This is a genomic window from Actinomadura sp. RB99 (genome assembly GCF_014706005.1).
Classification (GTDB): Bacteria; Actinomycetota; Actinomycetes; order Streptosporangiales; family Streptosporangiaceae; genus Spirillospora.
The window spans coordinates 1-20,729 of sequence record NZ_JABMCA010000017.1; the positions used below are offsets into that span (position 1 = coordinate 1).

At 69.9% G+C, this 20,729-nt stretch carries 10 protein-coding genes and 6 pseudogenes; 6 read left to right on the plus strand and 10 right to left on the minus strand.

What is annotated here, in order from left to right; translation table 11 throughout:
- Positions 1-447: 447 nt before the first annotated feature.
- Positions 448-570: a hypothetical protein gene (locus amrb99_RS52460; protein ID WP_277819948.1), complete on the minus strand. Its 123-nt coding sequence runs from the start codon at positions 568-570 to the stop codon at positions 448-450.
- A gap of 677 nt (positions 571-1,247) precedes the next feature.
- Between amrb99_RS52460 and amrb99_RS51160 the strand changes: the two are divergent.
- A pseudogene (locus amrb99_RS51160) lies at positions 1,248-1,471 on the plus strand (IS5/IS1182 family transposase); the annotation flags it as partial.
- 192 nt (positions 1,472-1,663) lie between these two features.
- Here the strand turns inward: amrb99_RS51160 and amrb99_RS17620 are convergent.
- Positions 1,664-2,551 carry a helix-turn-helix transcriptional regulator gene (locus amrb99_RS17620; RefSeq protein ID WP_190857077.1) on the minus strand — a complete coding sequence of 296 codons (888 nt, stop codon included), beginning with the start codon at positions 2,549-2,551 and terminating at the stop codon, positions 1,664-1,666.
- A 124-nt stretch (positions 2,552-2,675) separates the two neighbouring features.
- Between amrb99_RS17620 and amrb99_RS17625 the strand changes: the two genes are divergently transcribed.
- Positions 2,676-4,061: an MFS transporter gene (locus tag amrb99_RS17625; protein WP_190857078.1), complete on the plus strand. Its 1,386-nt coding sequence runs from the start codon at positions 2,676-2,678 to the stop codon at positions 4,059-4,061.
- Positions 4,062-4,289: 228 nt separating this feature from the next.
- Positions 4,290-4,889: pseudogene (locus amrb99_RS17630) on the plus strand (IS5 family transposase); the annotation flags it as partial.
- Positions 4,890-5,014: 125 nt separating this feature from the next.
- Here the strand turns inward: amrb99_RS17630 and amrb99_RS17635 are convergent.
- Positions 5,015-6,003 (minus strand): annotated as a pseudogene (locus amrb99_RS17635) (IS256 family transposase).
- Positions 6,004-6,137: 134 nt separating this feature from the next.
- Positions 6,138-6,860 (minus strand): annotated as a pseudogene (locus amrb99_RS17640) (SDR family oxidoreductase); the annotation flags it as partial.
- Positions 6,861-7,176: 316 nt separating this feature from the next.
- Between amrb99_RS17640 and amrb99_RS17650 the strand changes: the two are divergent.
- Positions 7,177-7,932: pseudogene (locus tag amrb99_RS17650) on the plus strand (transposase); the annotation flags it as partial.
- A 52-nt stretch (positions 7,933-7,984) separates the two neighbouring features.
- Here the strand turns inward: amrb99_RS17650 and amrb99_RS17655 are convergent.
- The 5 genes and pseudogenes from amrb99_RS17655 to amrb99_RS17675 all read right to left on the minus strand — a co-directional run.
- The gene (locus amrb99_RS17655) at positions 7,985-9,307 is read right to left on the minus strand and encodes a S8 family serine peptidase (RefSeq protein ID WP_190857081.1); all 1,323 of its coding nucleotides are present in this window, start codon (positions 9,305-9,307) and stop codon (positions 7,985-7,987) included.
- 9 nt (positions 9,308-9,316) lie between these two features.
- Positions 9,317-12,292 (minus strand): hypothetical protein, encoded by a 2,976-nt coding sequence (locus tag amrb99_RS17660; protein ID WP_190857082.1) that lies wholly within the window; start codon positions 12,290-12,292, stop codon positions 9,317-9,319.
- Positions 12,283-16,713, minus strand: coding sequence for a hypothetical protein (locus amrb99_RS17665; protein ID WP_190857083.1), 4,431 nt, complete (start codon positions 16,711-16,713; stop codon positions 12,283-12,285). Before amrb99_RS17665 ends, amrb99_RS17660 begins: the two co-directional genes overlap by 10 nt.
- Positions 16,714-17,651: 938 nt before the next feature.
- Positions 17,652-17,951: a hypothetical protein gene (locus amrb99_RS17670; RefSeq protein ID WP_206699995.1), complete on the minus strand. Its 300-nt coding sequence runs from the start codon at positions 17,949-17,951 to the stop codon at positions 17,652-17,654.
- A gap of 38 nt (positions 17,952-17,989) precedes the next feature.
- Positions 17,990-18,082 (minus strand): annotated as a pseudogene (locus amrb99_RS17675) (IS5/IS1182 family transposase); the annotation flags it as partial.
- Positions 18,083-18,162: 80 nt separating this feature from the next.
- Between amrb99_RS17675 and amrb99_RS17680 the strand changes: the two are divergent.
- Complete coding sequence (locus amrb99_RS17680; protein WP_190857084.1) at positions 18,163-18,423, plus strand: hypothetical protein; 261 nt, start codon at positions 18,163-18,165, stop codon at positions 18,421-18,423.
- A gap of 90 nt (positions 18,424-18,513) precedes the next feature.
- On the opposite strand, the gene amrb99_RS17685 is transcribed toward amrb99_RS17680, so the two are convergent.
- On the minus strand, positions 18,514-19,638 hold the full coding sequence (locus amrb99_RS17685) for a glycoside hydrolase family 76 protein (protein WP_190857085.1): 1,125 nt from the start codon (positions 19,636-19,638) through the stop codon (positions 18,514-18,516).
- 283 nt (positions 19,639-19,921) lie between these two features.
- Here amrb99_RS17685 and amrb99_RS17690 point away from each other — a divergent pair, with 283 nt between their 5' ends.
- Positions 19,922-20,674, plus strand: coding sequence for a DeoR/GlpR family DNA-binding transcription regulator (locus amrb99_RS17690; protein WP_190857086.1), 753 nt, complete (start codon positions 19,922-19,924; stop codon positions 20,672-20,674).
- Positions 20,675-20,729 lie beyond the last annotated feature (55 nt).

Genomic DNA, 20,729 nt, shown 5'->3' on the forward strand with positions numbered 1-20,729 from the left:
GCTGCGCGCCGACTCCAGCCGACGCAGCTCGGCCACATCTCCATCACGTAATGCCAGAGGGGCAGCGGTTCGCATACTCCAGTCTCTCAAACAGAAAGAAACTTTTCGAGCGAAACACTAGTGGCTTCCGCGTCACCCGGACCGCATCCTCCCGCGTTTCAAGGACTGACCCGTCATCACGGGCTTCGAGCAGCCCCTCTGGAGCCGAATGCGCCGGGCGTGCTCGATCAGGCCCTGCGAATCGCTTGCGCGAGGAGCCGCTGACCTTTGGTCGTGGGGTGGATGGTGCAGTCGCTGCTGGAGAGGGGGATGGTGAGCCCGGCGGCACATGTGCCGCCGCCGGCGCTCATCGCCGTCCGCCGGAACGCCTCGAACCCGTCCGCGATCGAGCCCGGTATTTCTGGGCCACTGCTACGACAGCCGCGCTCAGTTGCCGTGTCGCCGTCACTACCCCTCGTCGCCGTAATCGGTCGTGTAGTTCGTCAGCAGGACGATCTTGTACGCATACCGCCCTTCGCCGCGGAGTCTCCCGATAATCTCCGCGACGTTCACGGCGGCGCGTTCGGTCATGCGTTCCAGTTCCGTACGGCCGCGCTACCCGTCACCAGCCGCATGTGCGGATGCGCCCTCAGATAGTGCACCGCGAATGCCAACTGACTGCCCCCGTACTTCACATGGGCCGGTAAGAACGTGCGATATCCCACGGGCACGCCCGCGATGTTCTGGCATCCGTTGCTCTCCGCGCGAGCTGGATGAGGCTTCCGGCCGTCTCTCCGGGGCGTGTTGACCGGATGCCCGAGCAGTTCGGGATATCCCGCGGGCCGCGACGGATCCAGGTAATCCTGGACGGGCGTGATCTGAGGAGGCCGATATCCGGACGCCACGGAATCTCCCAGGGCCAGGTAACCCGTCGCGCTCTGACCCGCGTCCGATCCTGACGCCCATCCCGCGCGCAACAGGCCGCGATGGCGAGAGCGACGGCCGCGTACGGACGCCATGACTTCTTCGACGTGACGCTCATCGCGTGAGTGAACCGTTCAGGTGTCTCTGACGGCTTGTGCGCCCGGCCGGGTCCGTGGCGGATGGTTGGGCCCGGGCTCGACCTGCGGCGGCTGCCCGCCCCTTCCGAGCCATGATGCAGGTCGCACCCGAACACGCTGACCAGAAGGCCCGACGCATCCGTCGCGGCTCGCACGACGGGCGAGGGGCTCGCGCGGGGGGCGGTGGGCGCAGGATAGGCGGAGCCCGCGAACGCGGTCGGCATTCTGGCGCTGGTCGCCGGACACGACGTCGAACCGGCCGACGGTTCCGACGGCCGCGACGGACGCCGGCGCATCACCGACGGCACCGCCCCGGACCGGATGATCTCAGTCGTCGCCCCCAGGCCAGACACGTCCACAAGACCCGAAGCCACCGCCAGGACGGCTTCAAGGCCCACCTGGCCGTCGAGCCCGAGACCGGCCTTCTCACCGTCGTGACCCCGCGGCCGGGCGCCGGGGCCGCCCATCACGAGCCCGTCGTCGGCCTGGACCTGCTCGCCGCCGAGCAGGAATCGGTACAGGTCTTCGGCGACACCGCCTAACGTCCGCCACGCCTTCACCACCGCCGGGCACACCGCCCTTTATCAGACTCTGGCCGGTGGTTCTCCGGCTGCCCAGTCCTGCTAGCTGTTCTGTCTCCGAGAGGGTGAGACGGGCACCGTCTCGCCGGATCCGACGGACGGGCCGGAGGCGAGGTCGAGGAGCGTCATCTTGTCGTGGTCCGGGCTGCCCGGCGGCGCCATGTAGATGACGAGGCGCTGCCCTTGTGCGCGGTTGAGGGACAGCCCTTCGTGCGAGAGCGTCATCGTGCCGACCTCCGGGTGTCGGAGCGTCTTCTCGCCGTCGCCGATCGTGTGCACCTCGTACCGCTCCCAGAGCCGGTTGAAGTCGGGACTCTTGACGATGAGCTCACCTACGAGTGCGGCGAGATCCGGGGCATCCGGATCGCTGCCAGCGATCGCCCGCAACTGGGCGACGCACCCCTTGGCCTTCTGTTCCCAGTCCGCCCACAGCTCGCGGGCAGCTGGGTGCAGGAAGATGTACCGCACGGTGTTCCGCTGCCGCTCCGGCCAGTCGGCGATGCCATGGAGCAGCCGCAGCCCACCGGGATTGGCCGCCAGCAGGTCGTTGGTGCGGCTCACGACGTACGCCGGATTGGGCCGGAGCGTCTCCAGAAGCTGCGTGACGGTCGGACGGACCCGCCGTGACGGCAGGGGACGGGGCTCAGGCGCGCGCCGCGCCGCGCGCGCCGCCAACTCGTGCAGGAAGCCGCTCTCCTCCTGGTTGAGGCGGAGCGCTTCGGCCAGCGCCTCGACCACGGAGGGGCTCGGATGGGTCTCCTTGCCGCGTTCCAAACGTATGTAGTAGTCGATACTCACACCGGCCAGCGCCGCCACCTCCTCCCGACGCAGACCTGGCGTACGGCGCGTGCCGGTTCCGGCGGGCAGCCCGACGTCAGCCGGGCGTACGTCGCCACGGCGAGCCCGCAGGAACTTCCCGAACTCGGTCATGTCGTCATTCTGCCAGCGTGTGGTCAGTGTCCAGCCCGGAGCCTGGCCCTGCTGCACCCACCTCTGGCGCACCCCGGCAGATCACGGTCTGCCTCGCCCTCGCGAACTTCACCAGCCTGGACGGATGACCACTCTTGAACCAGCCCGCGCCTCACAGGATGCCCGGCAACGCACGGCCGCACCGAAGCTGATCCTGGCGACCACGTTCATGGGCATCTTCATGCTCAACCTCAACACCATGGCCATGAACGTGGCGCTGCCTGGGATCGGGCGGGACTTCGGCGGCAGCACGGCGGGACTGCAATGGATCGTGGACGCCTACACGCTGATGTTCGCCGCACTGCTGCTTTCCGCGGGCGCGCTCTCCGACCGCATAGGGGCGAGCCGCACGTTCGGCGCCGGCGTCGCGGTCTTCACGGTCGCCTCGGCGGCTTGCGGACTGGCGCCGGGGCTGGGCGAGCTGATCACCGCCCGCTTGATCCAGGGGAGCGCGGCGGCGATCATGCTGCCCTCCTCGCTGGCCCTCGTCCGACAGGCCTTCCCGGACGCGGCCGAACGGGCACGGGCCATCGCGCTGTGGACCGTTGGCGGAGCCGTCGCGGTTGCCGCCGGCCCGGTGGCCGGCGGGATGCTGTCCAGCATTCTGAGCTGGCGGGCGATCTTCATCGTCAACCTGCCCGTCGGCATCGCCACCCTCGCGGTACTGACCCGCACGGAGCGCTCGCCGCGCCGTACCACGCCGCTCGATCCGTACGGCCAGCTCACGGTGATCGTCGCGCTCGCGGCGCTCACCTTCGCGGTGATCGACGGAGGGGAGAACGGCTTCGGCGAGCCCGCGGTGCTGGGCTGCCTGGGGCTCGCCGCAGCGGCTACGGCCGCGTTCATCATGATCGAGGCACGTACCGCCGCGCCGTTGGTCCCGCTCGACCTCTTCCGCTCGCGCACGGTGACGGTTTCGGTCGCGATCGGCTTCGTCGTCAATGCCGCGTTCTACGGGCTGGTGTTCGTGCTGAGCCTGTTCTTTCAGGACGTTCTGAACCTGTCCGCCATGGCCGCAGGGTTGATGTTCCTACCGATGATGGCCGTGATCGCCGGAGCCAACCTGGCCTCGGCCAGGGCTGCGGGACGCTTTGGGCCGCGGATGCCGATCGCCATGGGACAAGCCATCCTCGCGCTGGCGATGTTCGGCCTGCTCTGGATCGACGAGGACACCAGCAGACCAGTGATCGCGGCGATGCTCATCCCGGTCGGCCTCGGTCTAGGCTTCTTCGTACCTTCCCTGACCGCCATCCTGCTGAACGACATCGCCGCAGATCGGGCCGGAATGGCCGCCGGGATCCTGAACTCCTTCCGCCAGACGGGCGGCGCGCTCTCCGTGGCCGTCTTCGGAGCCTTGGCCGCGGACCGGGGTGAGTTCATTGTGGGTCTGCGGGTCGCCTTGTGCGTCGCGGCTGTGATGCTGATAGCCACCACGGCCGCTGCACTCATGCTGCCGCGCGGCCGTAGTTGACGGGACGTGACGAGGATGTCTGGCGCGAGGCCTGGTGATGAACTCAACCCGAGGGAGCCGGGCGGCCCGAGGCTGGGCGGTCAGTTGCGGGCGACGGGGCGTGTGAGCAGCTTCAGGTAGCGATCTACGGCGGGAGTGTTAGAGCCTGTTAGCGGACGGTTTGGGTGGGTCGCGTTGCGGGTCTGGAGACCGAATAGGGCTTCTGGTAGTCGAGGGCGTGTCTAGCCCACCCAAGCGCGGGTGTGGGCCAAGCTGCGCCGCATCATCCTGGACGAACTGGGCGCGGCCGGCGAGTTGGGCTGGTCGCGGTGCGTCATCGACTCGGTCAGTGTCCGGGCTGCCAAAAGGGGGGAGCTGACGGGCCCGAATCCTGTCGACCGCGGCAAGGACGGGTCGAAGATCCACGTGCTGGTCGACCGTGCCGGTCTGCCGGTCTGTGTCGGGATCTCAGCGGCCAACACTCACGACGAACTCGGGCTCGAGCCGTTGGTGCGCAGCATTCCGTTGGTGCGCAGCATTCCGCCGGTCCGCACCCGGCGCGGGCGACGGCCTCGCTGTCCCACAAAGCTGCACGCCGACAACGGCTACGACTATGGCGACCTGCGCAGATTCCTGCGCGACCGCGGCATCGTCGGGCGGATCGCCCGGCGCGGTGTCGAACGCTCGGACCGACTCGGCCGACACCGCTGGTGGTCGAGGGCACGATGTCGTGGCTGAACGGCTTCCGCCGCCTGCACCGCCGCTACGAACGCAAACCCGAACACTTCCTGGCCTTCGCCAGCATCGCCGCCGCCGCCCCCCACCTGCCACCGCCGCCTCACCAAATGAGACGACGTCTTAGAGGACTGGAGCCGGGGATCGGAGTTGGAGAACAGGCCGAGGGAGCGGAAGCGATGGTCACGTCCAGCGGAGTGGTGTAAGAGTTGATCTCCGCGTGATCCTGTTTCTGCAGGTTAAGCGGTGGGTTCCTGCTGGTCGGTCGCGGGGTCGGGTGTGGTGCCGTCGATGACGCGCAGGCGGGCTTTGGCGAGGAATTCAAGGCCCATGTAGCGGCGGGCCTCGGTCCACTCATCAGTCTGTTCCATCAGGACGGCGCCGACGAGGCGGACGATCGCGGCCCGGTCGGGGAAGATCCCGACCACATCGGTCCGCCGCCGGATCTCCTTGTTCAGTCGCTCTTGTGGATTGTTCGACCAGATCTGCCGCAACAGTTGGCGCGGGAACGCGGCGAAGGCCAGCAGATCCGGCTTAGCCTCGTCCAGATGCAGTGCCGCATCCGGGTGCTTGGCCTGCAGGCTGTCGACAACGCGGGCGTGCTGGGCGTGGACCTCCTCGGCGGCGGGCTGGTCGAAGATGGTACGCACCAGCGTCGTCACCCACGGCTGCGCCGACTTGGGCACGCGGGTCAGCAGGTTGCGCAGGTAGTGGGTGCGGCACCGCTGCCACGCGGCCCCGGGCAGTGTCGATCCGATCGCCTCGACCAGCCCACGATGGGCGTCGGAGATGACCAGCTGGACGCCGGACAGACCGCAGGCGACCAGCCCGCGCAGGAATGCCATCCAGCCGGCGCCGTCCTCGGCCGAACTCACCTCGATCCCGAGGATCTCGCGGTGCCCGTCGGCGTACACACACGCTGACCAGGGCCCGCTCGGCCCGCGCCGCTCCAGCAGCCACTCGGGGAAGTAGGACCCGCTGCGCAGTTCGGTATCGCCAGCTCGACGGTGCCGGCACGGGTGTCCCAGTCCCTGGACCGGTAGCCGTTGCGGCGATTGACCCGCTCGTCCGAACGGGTCCCGTAGTCGGCCCCGCAGACCGCGTCGGCCTCGGCCGACATGAGCGCCTCGGCCATCGTCTTGACCATCGACCGCAACACATCGGACTCACACGCCCGGATCTGCTCGGCCAGCCAGCCCGCAGGGTCCACACTGTTGTCCACGGCCATCGCGTTTCTTCTCCTTCGGTTCTTGGTCGATTTCGAAGGATCACGCGATGGCCGTCTCACGTCACGATGCCACGCCCTCTGACGAGGTCAAACTCATACACCACCTCCGCGGACGCAACCGAGGCGATCGATGGCTAATCGATGGTGTGGCCGCCGTTGACGGTGATGCGTTCTCCGGTAATGAAGGCGGCGGCGTCGGAGGCGAGGAAACAGACCGTGGCAGCGACGTCGTCGGGCGTGCCCATTCGGCCGAGGGGAACACCGGCCCGGTAGGCCGTCAAGTCTTCGGCGCGGGCGTCGGCATGCCGCTCGACCGGGATCCAGCCGGGGGCGACGAGGTTCACCGTGATGCCCAAAGGACCTAGCTCCCGCGCCCACGAGCGGGTCAGGCCGATCTGGGCGCCCTTGGCCGCAACATAGGCGGACATGCCAGGCAGGGCGCGTTCGAAGATATCAGAGCCGATCTGGATGACGCGACCGCCTCCACCGGCCTTCATCCCAGGTAGGACGGCCTGCAACAGCAACGTTGGGCTCTTGACGAAGAATCGTAGCTGGTCCAGATGAGCCTCCCAGGTCAGATCCTCCACCGCGACAGTCGGCTGCGGACCGGTCGCATTGACCACAAGGACGGTGACCGCGCCGAGCCGGTCCGTCACCTGTGCGACCAGATCGGTCACGGCGGCCTCCTCGGTGACATCGGCGGCGAACGCCTCGGCACGGCCGCCCGCGGCGCGGATATCCTCGGCCACCCGGCGGGCTTGATCGGCCCCAGAGCGGAACCCGATGGCCACAGCCCAGCCATCGGCGGCCAAACGCCGCGCAATGACAGCACCCAACCCTCGGGATGCCCCGGTGACAAGCGCAACTCCCTCTTCCGTGGCTACGAACCCCCGCCGCTAGTTGTACTGATCACGAACGTCGATGACGCCGGTGGATGTCTGGTGAGCGAGGAAGGCCTCCGATGTGGTGGAGGTGTCTAGGGCCCCCACCGCGGCGGAGGTCTTCGTGCCCCACCGTAATGCCCGGCTGACCATGCATGGCAGGCTCCTGCTGATCCAACGGGTGCAGGCCGGACATACCATCACCCGCGTCAACAACCCTACTGGATACAACACCTAAAGGCTGTCCCGTAACGTCAGGCGATCAAGATCGTTGATCTTGGCGTGGGAGCGGGTGATCAGGGCCGATCGGGACGAGTGGGTACCGGTGTTCACCGGCCTGTCGGTGCGGCAGTTCCGGCGTCTGGTGCGGATCGTTGCAGGTCGGGGCGGTGAGCAGACCGGGACCGGGCGGCGGTGGAGCCTGCCGCTGGCCGACCGGGTGCTGTTGATCGCGGTGTACTACCGCACCAACCTCACGCTGCGGCAGGTTGCAATGCTGTTCGGGGTGTCCAAGTCCGCCGCGCACCGCGTCGTGGACCACCTGGCGCCGCTGCTCGCACTGGCCCCGGTCACCCGCCGGCACAGCCCGGACACGGTACTGATCGTGGACGGCACACTCGTCCCCGTCCACGACCGGACGGTCACCGCCTCGTCCAAGAACTACCAGTACTCGGTGAACATGCAGGTCGTCATCGACGCCAACACCCGGCTTGTGGTCGCGGTCGGACGTCCGGTCCCGGGCAATCACAACGACTGCACCGCCTTCCGCGACTCCGGCGCGGACCGGGCATGCAGGGGTGCGCACGTGATGGCCGACGGTGGCTACCAGGGAAACCGGCAGGTCATCATGCCCTACCGGCGGCCCCGCGACGGCGGCGAACTGCCCGCCTGGCAGCACGCACTCAACACCGTCCACAAACGGGTGCGCGCCCGCGTCGAGCACGCCTTCGCGCACATGAAGTGGTGGAACATCCTGCGCAACTGCCGCCGCAAACGCGACGGCGTCCACCACGCCACCCACGGCATCGCCCTCATGCGCAACCTGGCGCGGAGCTTCCGGGCTGTGGTTCCTGGACGATGTGGGCGTGTCTGCGGAGAGTCTAAGGTGGGGGCAAGGGGCCGTCGAGCACGCGGTCGACGGCGCGTCTGGCGTCGACGACGCCGTGGCCATAGACGGGATTCGGCCATTGCCAGCCGGGGTCCGGCACATTGTGGCTTGCCGTTTCCTCGATGATCTGCTTTACCTGGCGGGGCGTCAGGTTGATGTTGCAGGAGTAGAGCAGGGCGGCGACGCCGCTGACGAAGGCGGCGGCAGGTGAGGTTCCGTCGACTTCGGCATACTGCGGTGAGCCGAAAGTCGCGTACAGGTTCAGCGTCTTTATGTGCGATCCCGGCGCACTGACGCTCATGTGATTTCCCGTGTTCTGCTTGAACCATTGATAGCCCGGCTGGGTCATCGCGCCGACGGCGATGACGCCGTCATAGGCGGCGGGATAACGCGGCGCGTTGGTCGCGTCATTTCCCATTGCGGCCACGACGGTGGTTTTTGCCTGCAGGGCGTAGTTCACCGCGTCCCTGAGATGCTTCAGGTCACCGATAAGGCTGTTCAGGCTCACATTCGCCACATGGGACCACTCGCCGGCCCACTGGATCGCCTTCGCCATCTCGTCGGTGTTGCATCCGGCTCCGGGCTGGCCGCCGGGAGTGTTCGTTCGGCACACGCACCGGGCCGTGAGGATCTTCCCGGCCCAGGTCACCCCAGCGATGCCGACACCGTTGTCGGTCACCGCGCCGATGATCCCCGCCATCATCGTCCCGTGCCCGTTCTCGTCCTGAGGGTCGTCGTCGGGTGAGGTGAAATCCCCGGTGCGCACCTCACCGGGCTTCACGGTCGGGTTCTCGCAGAAGTCCCATCCCTTGCCCAGCCGGGGCGCGAGATCGGGGTGGTTCTTGTCGGTGCCGCTGTCGACGACCGTGATCTTCACGGTGTCGGAGCCCTTCTGACGGTCCCAGGCGAGTGGAGCGTTGATGCGATCCAGTCCCCACTGGTCGCCGAACTGGGGATCGTTCGGGTTGACTTCCGGTTGGCCAAGGCCGACCGGCTCCACATTGGAGACGCCCGGGATCGCACCGAGCGCGGTCATCACCGCGTCCAGGTCGGTGTCTTCGGTGAGCCGGATCACGTAGGTCGCGTGCATGGCGTCCAGGAGCTCGGGGTCCACGTCATACGGCTCGATCTCTCCGTAGAGCCTGGTGATCGCCTGCACTGGCAGGAAGGCCAGGACGGCATCGATGATCTCGACGCCGAAACCGGTGAACGTTCCTCCCGCGACGGTGTCCGAAATCAGGGGCGAGACATAGGCATTCAGGTCTTGTGTCAACTCCACCACGATTTTGCCGGGGGCGTAGCCTTCAGCGGGCATGGTCCTCTCCTAAGGATCGGATGGGTGCGCGGGGTTCGACAGAGGAATGGCACCATCTCCGGTGATCATGGGCAGGATGGTGCCGTCGGGTGGCACGACGGCGAGCAGCCAGTGCGCGGCGGGCACCCGCGCGTCGAGGCCGTCCAGCCGCAGTTCCGGTCCCGGGCCGGTCACGGTCGCGAGGGGCCGGCCGGGCGCGGTCGCGGTCAGCGTCCAAGGCCTGGCGCGCGGGTGCACGGTGGGAACCGGCACGATGAGGGCGGCCGTGCCGTCGCCGTTGTCGGTGAAGCCGGGCCTGATCACCACGGTGGGCCGTGGCGCGATCACGGTGAGCGTCGCCGACGGCGCGCTCCATGCGCTCGGTTGCGCGACCGCCGCCGGGGACCAGGTGGGACGCACGACGCCGAAGTCCGGTGTCGCGGACGGGTTCCACGCCGGCTCGTCGGGCCAGGCCACCTCGCACACGTACGACAACGGGGTCCATGCCGGTGTCGCCTCGGACAACGCGTCGTCGAAGACGGCGGTCCACCGCCAGCCCGCGGCGCGATCGGCCGGGTGGTCAGGGCGAAGGCCGATGGTCGTGAGGACCGGCCATGCCGACGGGTCGGCCCCCGCGGCGGATCTGCGGATGCGGGCGCGTACCTCGGTGTCCTTGGTGCCGCTCCGGCGGATGATCGGCGCGGGTGGTGCGTCGCCGACCGGGCGGGTTCCGGGGTAGCTGACGGATACGGTCAGCGACACGGTGGCGTCGTCGTCGGAATGGCGCGTGAGCGTCGGTGCGGGGGGCGTGTCACCGAGCGGGACGGCGACCACGAAAGCCCCACACGCCTTCGACGGCGCTTCGAGGCCGGTGGCGGTCGTCGCCACCAGCTGCATCGCTTGCACAGACTCAAGGCGACCGGGCAGCCGGCATCGCACCCGGAGGTCACCTCCCTGGGCTGTCACGGACGCGCCCGCCAGCTGTGCCATATGCGCCCGCGTCGCCGCGGCGTCGACGATGGTGCGCAGCCAGGCCGCCCGCGACCAGCGAGGCTCGTCGCGGGCGGGCGGCGGGGAGAGCAGTTGCTCGTCGGTGACGTAGAGCCGCCAGGTCACACCGGCCGGCGCGCCAGGTGGCAGCGGTGTCGTCAGGTCGAGTTCGGCGAAGCCATCGGGGCGGCGCTCTCCGCTGAACAGGACCACACCGGCGTGCGCCCGTGAGACGAACGGGCGCGGGTCGTGGGCCACGAACGACGCCGTCCCCGTCGTCGTACGGCCGATCGCGTCGGCTGCGGTGACGGTGCACGTCACGGTGACCGAGCCCCCCGGCGTCGTCGGTGCGGCCGCCGTCTCGCCCGTCCACAGACCTGCGGCGTGAGGGGTGAGGACGACCGGCGACGCCGCACCGGTGAGCTCCGCCTCGACAGCGGTGATCGGCGGTACCGCGGCGGGCGGCTCGGGGAGAGCGACCCGGATCGACAGGGTGCCCGGGACGGCCGGTGCGTCGCCGCCGGGCAAGGGATCGGCGGCGATGAGCTCAAGCGCGACCGCGGGTGCCCGCATGTCCGGCGGGTCGGGCGCATCGCTGGACGTGACGCCGAATTCCGACCATTGCCCCCACATGTCGGCGGCGGCGATCCGCCAGGTGGCGGGTTCTGGCGGGCAGCCGCCGTCGGTGACCGCGACCGCGTCGCGGGCGGTGCGCGGCGCGATGATCGGCTGGCGCCATGCTTCATCCGTGTTGACGAGTTCGTTCAGCGGTACGTCAGGATCGCGTCGCGCGGCGAGGGGTCCCGCTCCGGCGCCGAACACGTTCAGTGTCGCCGTCCACGTCGTGTCGTCGTTGGACGTCCTGCGGTCGCCGGGCACGTCGGCCCAGGGGGCGTCGGGCGGGTCGGGCGGCGGTGCGGCGACGGCGATCGTCCACAGACAGACCACTTCGCGGCCGGCCCGCATCAGCTCGGCGGCTCTCGACTTGAGGTCCTGACGTTCGTGGACGCGATAGAGCGACTCGGTCAGCGCCGGGGCCATCGGGTCGCTCTGCGCGTTGGCGGCGATCTTGAGGTGGCGTTCGTTCCGATCGCCGGGGTGGAGCGCGAACAGCGCCGCGACGGCGAAGCACTCGACGTACTCCGCGCCGGCCGAGGCTTCGACGGGCAGAGTCGTCGCGAAGCCCCACCAGCGTGCGCACGCCGGGTCGGCCGAGGCCGCCCAGAGCCCGACCGTCAGGTCGGCCTCGGCGGTCGCGCCCTGGTTGCCGGGCAGGGGACGGGTGAACCTCGCGGCCACCGGCGGTGTGCCCGTCGCAGGCGCGCTCCACGCGCGCGCGACGTCGGGCTCGAGAGCGGCTGCAGCCGCCTTCGCTCGTCCATAGGCATCGGCCGGCTGCAGCGCGTCGTAGGGCATCGGGGTGTCGGGCACGCCCGCGCCCACACGGTAGGCGGGGTCGGCCGAGGCGAACCGGCCGTCGATCCCGGACCACCATGCACCCTCTGGCAGTTGCGCCCCGATCGCGTCGAGCGGCTCGCTGTCGAGCCATCCGGGATAGAAGACCTCACCGGTGTGGTCGTCGACGCGCAACCCGCTCACGTAGGCCGCGGGTACGAGGTCGGCCGATCCGCCGTAGCGGAGCCCTGGAAGCGGTACCCGGGCGACGAACGCCCTGGGCCTGGTGCAGCGCTCGCTGGTCCGGCCGTCCGCGTCCAGGACGCTCAGTGGCCCGCCGGGTCCCCAGCCGCCGACGAACAGTGCGCGGTCGCCGGTACCCGTCGACCAGAAGTCACCGGCGCCGTTCAGTACCGGCCGCGTCCAGTTCGCCGTACCGGCACGCCATACCGTGAACGGACACACCGGGTATCCGATGAGCGGGGATGGGAATACCCGCAGATGCGTGCCGCGCCGCAGCCACGGGCTCGCGGCCTCGTCGGCCTCGTCGGCGACCAGGCACGACGCCCTGAGCAGCCCCGGGTTGACCCACGTCGGACGCGGTCCGGCGGTCACGGCCACACCTCCCAGGCAAGCGCGGGCACCGCGGTGGACGAGGGCACCGCGAGTGTCGCGGTGCGGCTCGCCGACCAGGTCTTCTTGGACGCGTTGTAGTGCTCGCGCCAGGTAAGGGTGAGCGGCCCGCCTCTTGTCGTCGAGGCCGCGACGAACAGCAGCGATGTCGCGGCGCTCTCCGCTCGGGTCTTGAAGCCCGTGAGCGTGATCTCACCAAGGCGGTCGCCGCGCACAAGGGGCTCCATGGCCTCCAGGAGAACCGCGGCGACAACGTGGCCTCCCGCACCGTCCGGCGCCCACAGCACCGTCGTGCGGGCGGGCACGTCGAGCGGACCGAGTTCGGCGCCGGCCTCGCGCAGTGCCTGCCGTATGGCGCCGTCGCTGTCCTCGCCGGGGTCGGCCACCAACGTGCGCACGCCGACATGGCGGACGTCCGGCGCGGCTTGGTCGAAGCCGAGCACGCGGAACATCTCCTTGGGATCTCTCCAGCGACTCGTACGGAACGAGACCGGCGGCAGCATGCACTCGACGCGGTGCGGCAGCTTCGGCCGGCCGAGGGCGTCCTTGTCGCGGGGATCGATGAGCACCCCTACCTCATAGGCGGCTTCGGGCAGCAGAACCGCGTGGACCTGCGCGTCGGCGGCGTCGCGGGGCCAGGTGCAGCCGGGCTCCAGGCGTGCGACGCCGAGCCGGTCGACGGCCTCGAGGTGATCGAACTGCACCGACGGCACAAGATCGGGCGCGAAGGGCTGCCTGAGAAGCGCGTTGCCGTCCTCCGCCCAGCCTGGAGGAGGGTCGGTCCGGTCGACGACGATCTTCACTTCGTAACCGTAGACACCGGCCACCGACGTGATCGTGCGCGAGGAGAACGTGGCGATGATCGGGTCGTCGAGGAACCACGGGACATCGCCGTGCACCGTGTAGCCGGCAAGGTAGCGCCCGAGCATCGCCGGATGGAACGTCGTGATCGACTGGTACAGCACGTCGTCGGGCGGCCTGTCCGGCGCGTGCTCGGCGATCTTGAAGTGCCGCGCCGTGGTCCCGCCGACCGCCGGTCGCGGGTCGCCGTCCAGTGAGCCGCTCCAGCCGACGTCCAGGCGGTACGTCGTGCCTTCGGTGAACGGGCTCGGTGGCGGCTGCGTCGTGGCGCTCGCATGGGCGTCGGCATCGGCCGCCGCACCGGCGGAGTTGGCGTCCGCCGCGGCCCCGGCGGCGACGCTCGTCACGCCGCCGATGGCGACGATGCCGAGCGCAGGCTGCGTGATCTCCTTGCGGGGGGTCAAGTGGGCGTGCCGGATCCTCACGACGTCGACTGCCTCGTCCTCCCGCCACTCCAGGACGGCCACCGATCCGCCGACGCTCGCCCGCTGCTCGTGGGCGAGCGACCACGGCACCGGGCCGCTCGGCGTATCACTCCAGACTTCGACGCCGGTGAACCCGCGCTCCGACCAGAGCACCAGCCTCGGGGGCGGCCCGACGCGGACGGCCGGCTCCAGCGGCGGTTCGATGACTACCGTCGTGACCGCTCGCCAGCCGAGTTCTCCGGTGAGGACGGCGACGATGTCGGCGAGCGGCAGCACCCCGGGGAAGTCGGGCAGCCCGTCGACGCGGACCGGGTCGACGGACGGTGGCCCGCCGATGACGAGCGCCGACGCGGGTGGCAGCAGCCCCGCGAAGGCACGCACGGCGGGTACCTCGTCCAGCGGTTCGATCGCGGGAACGGACGTCGTCACCCTCGCGTGGACCGTGGAGGCGGTGGCCGGTGCGGGCCGGGCGTCCAATGGCGGCAGACTCCAGCTCTGGCCGCTCGCCGTGGCGCGGCCGCCGACCGCCCAGCCGCCTGCCGGTGCCCAGGCGCGACGGCACCCTCGCTCGTGCGCGTCGACAGGGTTCGCCGGGTCTCCCGCCCCGCCGTCGAGGAGGCTGAGCGACCACAGCGCGGCGTTCTTGGTGAACAGGGCGAGCACGCGGCTGCTCGCCGGTGTCGTCGGCGCCAGCGTGGGGGGCAGCTGCCAGCGAGCGGGCAGTGGACCTGCGAGCGGCGTCGGGCCGCCGCCGCTGACGCGGTGGAGCCCGAGCCCGGTAAGTGACCAGCGTGCAGGGTAGCTCGGGGAGCCGATCGTCCCGTCCGCGGCGGCCACGGTGCCGGGGCCCTTGGTCGCCGAACTCTGGTCGAGGGCGGCATGGAACGGGTCGGACGCGGGACCGAGATACTTCGGGCCCGGCGCGAAGCCGAGCAGCACGGTGCCGTCCGGCCACATCACGGGCGCGCTCGCGGCGTCGGCGGTGAGCGCGCCCGATCCGGCGCCCGCGACGCCGCTTCGGTCGGCCACCGTCGCCGACACGAGCGGGTCCGCGGGCATGTCGAGCTCGCGCCGCTGCTCGGCACCGAAGCCGATGTGCACACAGCCGCTGATCTCGAAGAACCACAGGTCGATGGAGCCGCACGCCTCAAGCTCGGCGTATCTGGTGCCGCCCGGGCCCAACTGCAGTTTCAGGACGGCGTCCAGGCCGAGGCTGAACGGCCCAAGGTGCAGCGCCCCGCGCGCGGTCGCCCGGCCGGCGACGAACAGCGGCCGGGTGCCGACGGCGACGACCGCGCCGACGGAGATACCGGCCCACACAGGCGGGAAACCGTACTTGGCGGAGAACGAGAAGCCGGCCGCGGCGGCGAAGCCGCTCGCCGGCGACTGCGGCACGTCGAGTGGCGGGTCGAACCCGTCGCCGTGGAGCATGAGGAACGCTTCGGCGCCGACTCCGAACACCTCGGGCAGGACCGTGGCCCGGATGGGCCCGCCCCCGCCCCGCCTGCCGTCGGTTCCGATATGGACGAACCAGCCGGCCGGATTCGGAACCGGGTAGCGAGCCTCAGCGGGGACCTGTATCTCCAGCAGCGACCAGTCCGCTCCCGGCGGGAACCGGTACTCGCCCGTAACGCCCGCGTACAGCTCACGAGCCGGGTCGACGACGAGCAGTCCGAGCAGGCTCACCCCCGCCTCGGTGTCCGGTGTCTCCATCACGCCGGCACGCCCGCCCAGCAGCCGCGCGGCGAGCGCCACGTTGATCGCGACGTCGGGAACCCGTACGACGACCCGGCCGAGTGCCGAGAACGCGAACCCGAGATCGGGCAACGTCCCGATCGCCACCGCCGCCCCGAACATCTGGGAGCCGGGAGCCGCCGACGTGTTCGCCCGGTCCGGACGCCACGCGAGCCGCTTCCTGAGGTCGCCTTCGACCCGGGCGTTCCGGTTGAGACCGAGGATCGCCTGGATTCCGAACAGCCCGAGACCGCTGTTGGCCAGCGGCAACGGGGCCGGGAGATCGACCGCGAGGTCGGCGAGCATCGACCGGAACTCGTGCCTGCCGTCGTTCGCCTTCTCGACGGTCAGTCCCGCACTCGCCGCGAGGTTGAGCGGCGTGATGCCGACGCGCAACGCGGCGGCGAACCCGCCGGACGCGTCGAAAGCGAGCCGGCCCTCGCCCGATACCAGGCCCGGCACGTCGACGCGGAGGGAGAACCCCTGCAGCGACACCCTGACACCGTGATCGAGGGTGACGCGCAGCACCGCGCCCGCGGCCTTGACCGGGCCGGCTTCGAACGCGACTCGCAGGTCCAGCTCGAAGAACGACGAGCCGTGGCCCGAGCGCACACCCGCGACCTGCAGCACCCCGGCCGGCCGCGTCACCTCCCACCGCCCGGTGTCCGACACGTCGATGGACGAGCCCGCGAAGCTCAGTGTCGGCATCGCCGAGCCGTACTCCAGCGTGGCGTTGCGGACGGCGACACGCATCGGTGACGCCGTGGCGGCCTTCAGGATCCCGGCGTCGATCGCGCATGACAGGTCCGCCTCATAATCGACCTGGGCCCGATGTGGAGTGGCGAGGTCGAAGCGGACGGCGGTGACCCGGGCACTGCCGGTGCCACCGAGCGCCGTTCCGAGCAGTGCCGCGGTCGCCATGAGCGGCGCAAGCTCGGCCGCGTCCGGCGGATAGGGCGCCGCCGCCGTGTCGCCCGCTGTCGCGGTGGCGAGCACCGCGAGCGCGGCGATCCGCTCGTCGTGACTCGACAGGACGCCATCGTCACCCGACTCGATCGCGATCGTCGCGCCGTACCCGCCCGGGCCGCGCACCAGCCTTGTCCGGACCATCGAGGCGCCGGCGTCGACAACGGCACCCGAGATCCCGCTCGCATCCGGCGGCGAGAACGGGACCGCGATGTCGATCGACGTGGGGAACGGGTCGTGTGCCTGGGACCAGCCGAGCGCGAAGGCGGCCGGCCCGGCCTGCCCGCGCGCGCTGCCGCCGAAGCCCTCGTGATCGGCGTACGCGGTGAACGGGATGTCCAAAGTGCCCGACGAAGGGATGCCGTCCACCTGCAGTGTCCCCCTCACCTCGAGCGAGAGGGCGTCGTCACTGACGTTGATCATCACTGCGGCGATCGTCAGAGCGACCGATACCGGCCCTGGAAGCGCCAGATGTGCCGGGCTCGCCTGGAATTCGATAGGCCCGGGCGCCGACCAGCGGATGCCGGCGGTACTGATGTCAAGGGTGAGGGTGGGACCGTTCACTGCGGTGAGCGTGACCGCGTTACCGGCGAGCGCCGCCGATGACTCGGCACCCTGAAGCGGTATGGCAAGGCGTGCGTTCATCGCGCCGCCCGTGACGGTCACCCCGTGGACCCGGCCCGACACCGGCCCCACCGCCACGTCAACGTCGAACGGCGCGGGCGGCGCGATGCCGGCCGCAGTCGACAACGCCCCGAGGATCCCGGCATCGCCGACCGGCAGGCCCACCAGCAGACCAGCCGCCCGCAGCGCGTCGACCAGCGGCCTCATCGCTCGGCCGCGATCTGACGTGATTCCCCGCCACACTCTGGCCGCCGACGGAACTCAACGGCCATTTCCCGGACGTCCAGTACGGATACGAGCGACTCGAGCGATACAACACCCATGGCTCCGGCCCTTCCGGCGTCCCCAACGCCGCGGTCAAAGCCTACGGACGACATGTACCCTCAGCTCAGATCCGACCACCTTCGGTCACTGCCGACCTCAGGCTTGCAGAAATCGCATCCGTGTGGACTCTGCCGGCAGATACGGGAAGCGCGATCTTCGAATATTCGGCAACCGCCCTGGGCGCGATTCCCTCTCGATCTTGGACCTTTGACAGGGAAATGCCCCCGGCATGAGCCAGGGGCGCCGCATCCTCTCGGGCCAGTTCGCGCCTTTGAGGTAGGTCGCCAGAAGAAGGACCCAGGCACCTCATGGTCGAAGTGCCGCCTCCGAGCCGATAATCGCCGATGATCGGAATATGGGTGGCTGGCGCTCGGGTCGGGTAACGGTCTGATCTTTGGGGCGGGCGCGTGAATCTATGGCTGGAATGTCGAGGCGCGGCGCTGGAGCGCAAGTACGGCCGGCCAGGCGTCGAAGACGGCCTCGGAGCGGGCACGGTTTTCGTGCAGGTCCCAGTACACGGGGGCGATCTGCTCGGGCGTGGCGGTCGGGCTGCCTTCCGGGGCGGCCACGACGCCCTCGCCGATCCAGACGTTGATCGCCACGTGCCCGGCGTACACACCGGTGCCGGCCAGTTCCTTGTTCAGGTTGATCACCCAGTTGCGCAGAGCTGCTTGGGCCGCGTTGGCGTTGCCGAGCATCGGCAGCGGGTCCACCGACCCACCGCCGGTGGTCGCTCCAGAGCGAGCTTCCGCCGATGCAGCCGCTCCCACACGCCCGCCCGGTGCCACTCGGCCAGCCGCCGCCAGCACGTCATCCCCGAACCGCACCCCAACTCCTGGGGCAGGAACTCCCGCACCCTGACGTGCGCGTCATGCTGCCGGACGGCGTCCCGGATGTGCCCGAGCATCCGCAAGCACGGCGCCCGTGGCGCCCGTCGTGGGCGCCGCCTGCCCGGTCGCCATGACCGGCGACGTGTTCCCGACAGGGGCAGGTATCCCCGAACCGCGCGGGTGGACTTCGGCGACGACGACGCAAACCGGACGATCGCGCAGTTACTGGTTGTGGAACTGGACGATGTCCAGGTGCGTCCCCGCCGCAGGCAAATCCCTGGCGATGACCCCGCTGTCGCTCGCGCGCGGGTTCGTCGCAATCATCGACGGGCTGCTGGCCAGCGCGGGCGCCTGAACGCCATCGCCACATCCGCCGGCCGGGGTTCACCTGGCGTGGCGGATGTGGCGACGTCGTCGGCGGCGGGCGAGTCCGTTCGCTGAGTGGTTACAGGACGGCGGTGAGCAGGCTTACGGCGGACTCCTGGCGGGCGATGTCGGCCTGGTCGAACGGGCCCGTCCAGCGCAGGCCGTACTGGTCTGCATTGTTCCGGTCGTAGGTGAAGGCGGAGCGGGCCTGGGTCGTCAGGTAGTTCCGGTACGGGTGGCCGGGGAGCGCGCGGTCGAGTTCGGCGAGGTTCCGCGCGAAGATGCCCTTGAACGCCGCCTGGTCGGAGTTGCACGTGGCGGCGGCCTCGCAGGGTTCGGTGAGGATGCCGCGCGGTGACAGGCCCGGGTCGGTGGTCACGGCGTCGGCGATCCGCCGGGCGGTGGCGAGCAGGGACGGGTCGCCGGTGGCGCGGTGCAGCTCCGTCAGGCCGCCCAGGATCACGCCCTGGTTGTACGTCCAGGTGGTGCCGCCGTTGTTGCCGCAGTTTCCGCTCTGCGTCGCCAGGCCGTCGTTGACCAGGTGGGATCCGTTGATCATCCCGCTGCGGGCGAACCAGCGCCAGGTCTGGCGCGCGTGGGCGAGGTACTTGGTGTCGCCCGGGATCCGGTTGTGCAGGGAGGCGGCCAGTTTGAGGTAGAGCTCGTTGCTGATGGCGTTCTTGTAGGTCTTCCCGGGCAGGTCCCACCAGATGCCGCCGCCGCAGGTGTCGTCCCAGTACTGGCGCATGTACGCCTCGTCGGTCTCGGCGATCTTCAGGTACTTGGTGTCGCGGGTGAGGTCGTACATGCGGACCATCGCCAGCGCCCACCAGCCGGTGTCGTCGGTGGAGTCCGCGCGGAACTCGCCGCCGCCTTGGGGCCACCAGGGCAGCGGCTTGCGCTGGAGCTCGATGGTGTTCTTCACCTGGGGCAGGTAGCGGGTCGAGCGGGTCCGCGCCATGTAGTCGAGGAGCGCCTGGAGCGCGTTGCCCGACTGCCACCAGGGGCTCTCGGGCTGCCAGCGTCCGCTCGCCTGGTCGTAGAGCCCCATCATCGCGTCGACGGCCGATGTGGCACGGGCCCGCGCGGTCCTGTCCTCGCCCGCGTCCGCGCTTGCGGCGGACGTGCCCACGGCGATCGCCAGCACGGCGCCCGCTACGAGGGAGACCAGACCCTTTCCCGTACGTCGCTTCAGTCCGGTCATCGCGCACCCTCCATGGCAACGAGGCGTCCCAGCCCATGGCCTCCGCCTGGGCTGGCAGTGCGCTGAATTGTGCCCCGAGTGGGACGAGACGCGCAAGAGTCGGCAGAATCGTTCACATGTGTGAGCGGTCTTGCTTGAAATTGTCGGCGACGTCGGTTGGATTCGCCGCGACGGCGGGCAGGTGGGGAGCGCGCATCGGCTCGTGCGCCCGCGAGAGCCGACGCGCAGGAGCGTGATGGAGAATGTCTGGTGGTGATCGGTCTTGCGCGAGTACGGTCGACGCATGCTCCGGGACCGACGCCACGAGCTGATCCTCCGCGTCCTGCGCTCCGAAGGACCGGTGACGGTGGAGACGCTGGCCGAGCGCTTGGCGGCGAGCCTCGCCACCATACGCCGCGATCTGCAAAAGCTCGACGAGGAGGGCCTGCTCAAACGGGTGCACGGCGGTGCGATGCCGGTCGAGGGCCATGACGACCCCTTCACGGACGTCGCCGAGGTCCGGCCCGCCGAGAAGGACGCCGTCGCGCTGCGCTGCGCCGAGCTGATCCAGGACGGCGAGACCGTGCTGCTCGACATCGGCACGACCGCGCACATGGTGGCCCGGCACCTGCGGGGCCGGGCGCTGACGGTCGTCACCAGCAGCCTCCCAGTGGTCGAGACGCTGGCCGACGACCAGCACGTCCAACTCGTCGTTCTCGGCGGCATGCTGCGCCGTGACTACCGGTCGCTGGTGGGCTACCTGACGGAGGACAACCTGCGGCAGATCCACGCGGACCGGCTCGTCCTCGGCACCAGCGGGATACGGCCGACCGGAACCGTCATGGACACGACGGTGGTCGAGGTGCCGGTCAAACGAGCCATGATCGCGGCCAGCGGGCAGGTGGTCCTCGTCGCCGACGCCGGCAAGTTCCCGGGCACCGGCATGGCGAAGGTCTGCGATGCCGCCGACCTGGACGTGGTCATCACGAACGCTCCGGTCGACCCGGACACGGGGGCGGCCCTCGCGGACGCCGGAGTGCAGGTGCTGGAGGTGTGAGGTGCTCGGCGTCCGCTGAACCGCTGCGGCTGTTCGACGGTGAGGGACTGTTGTG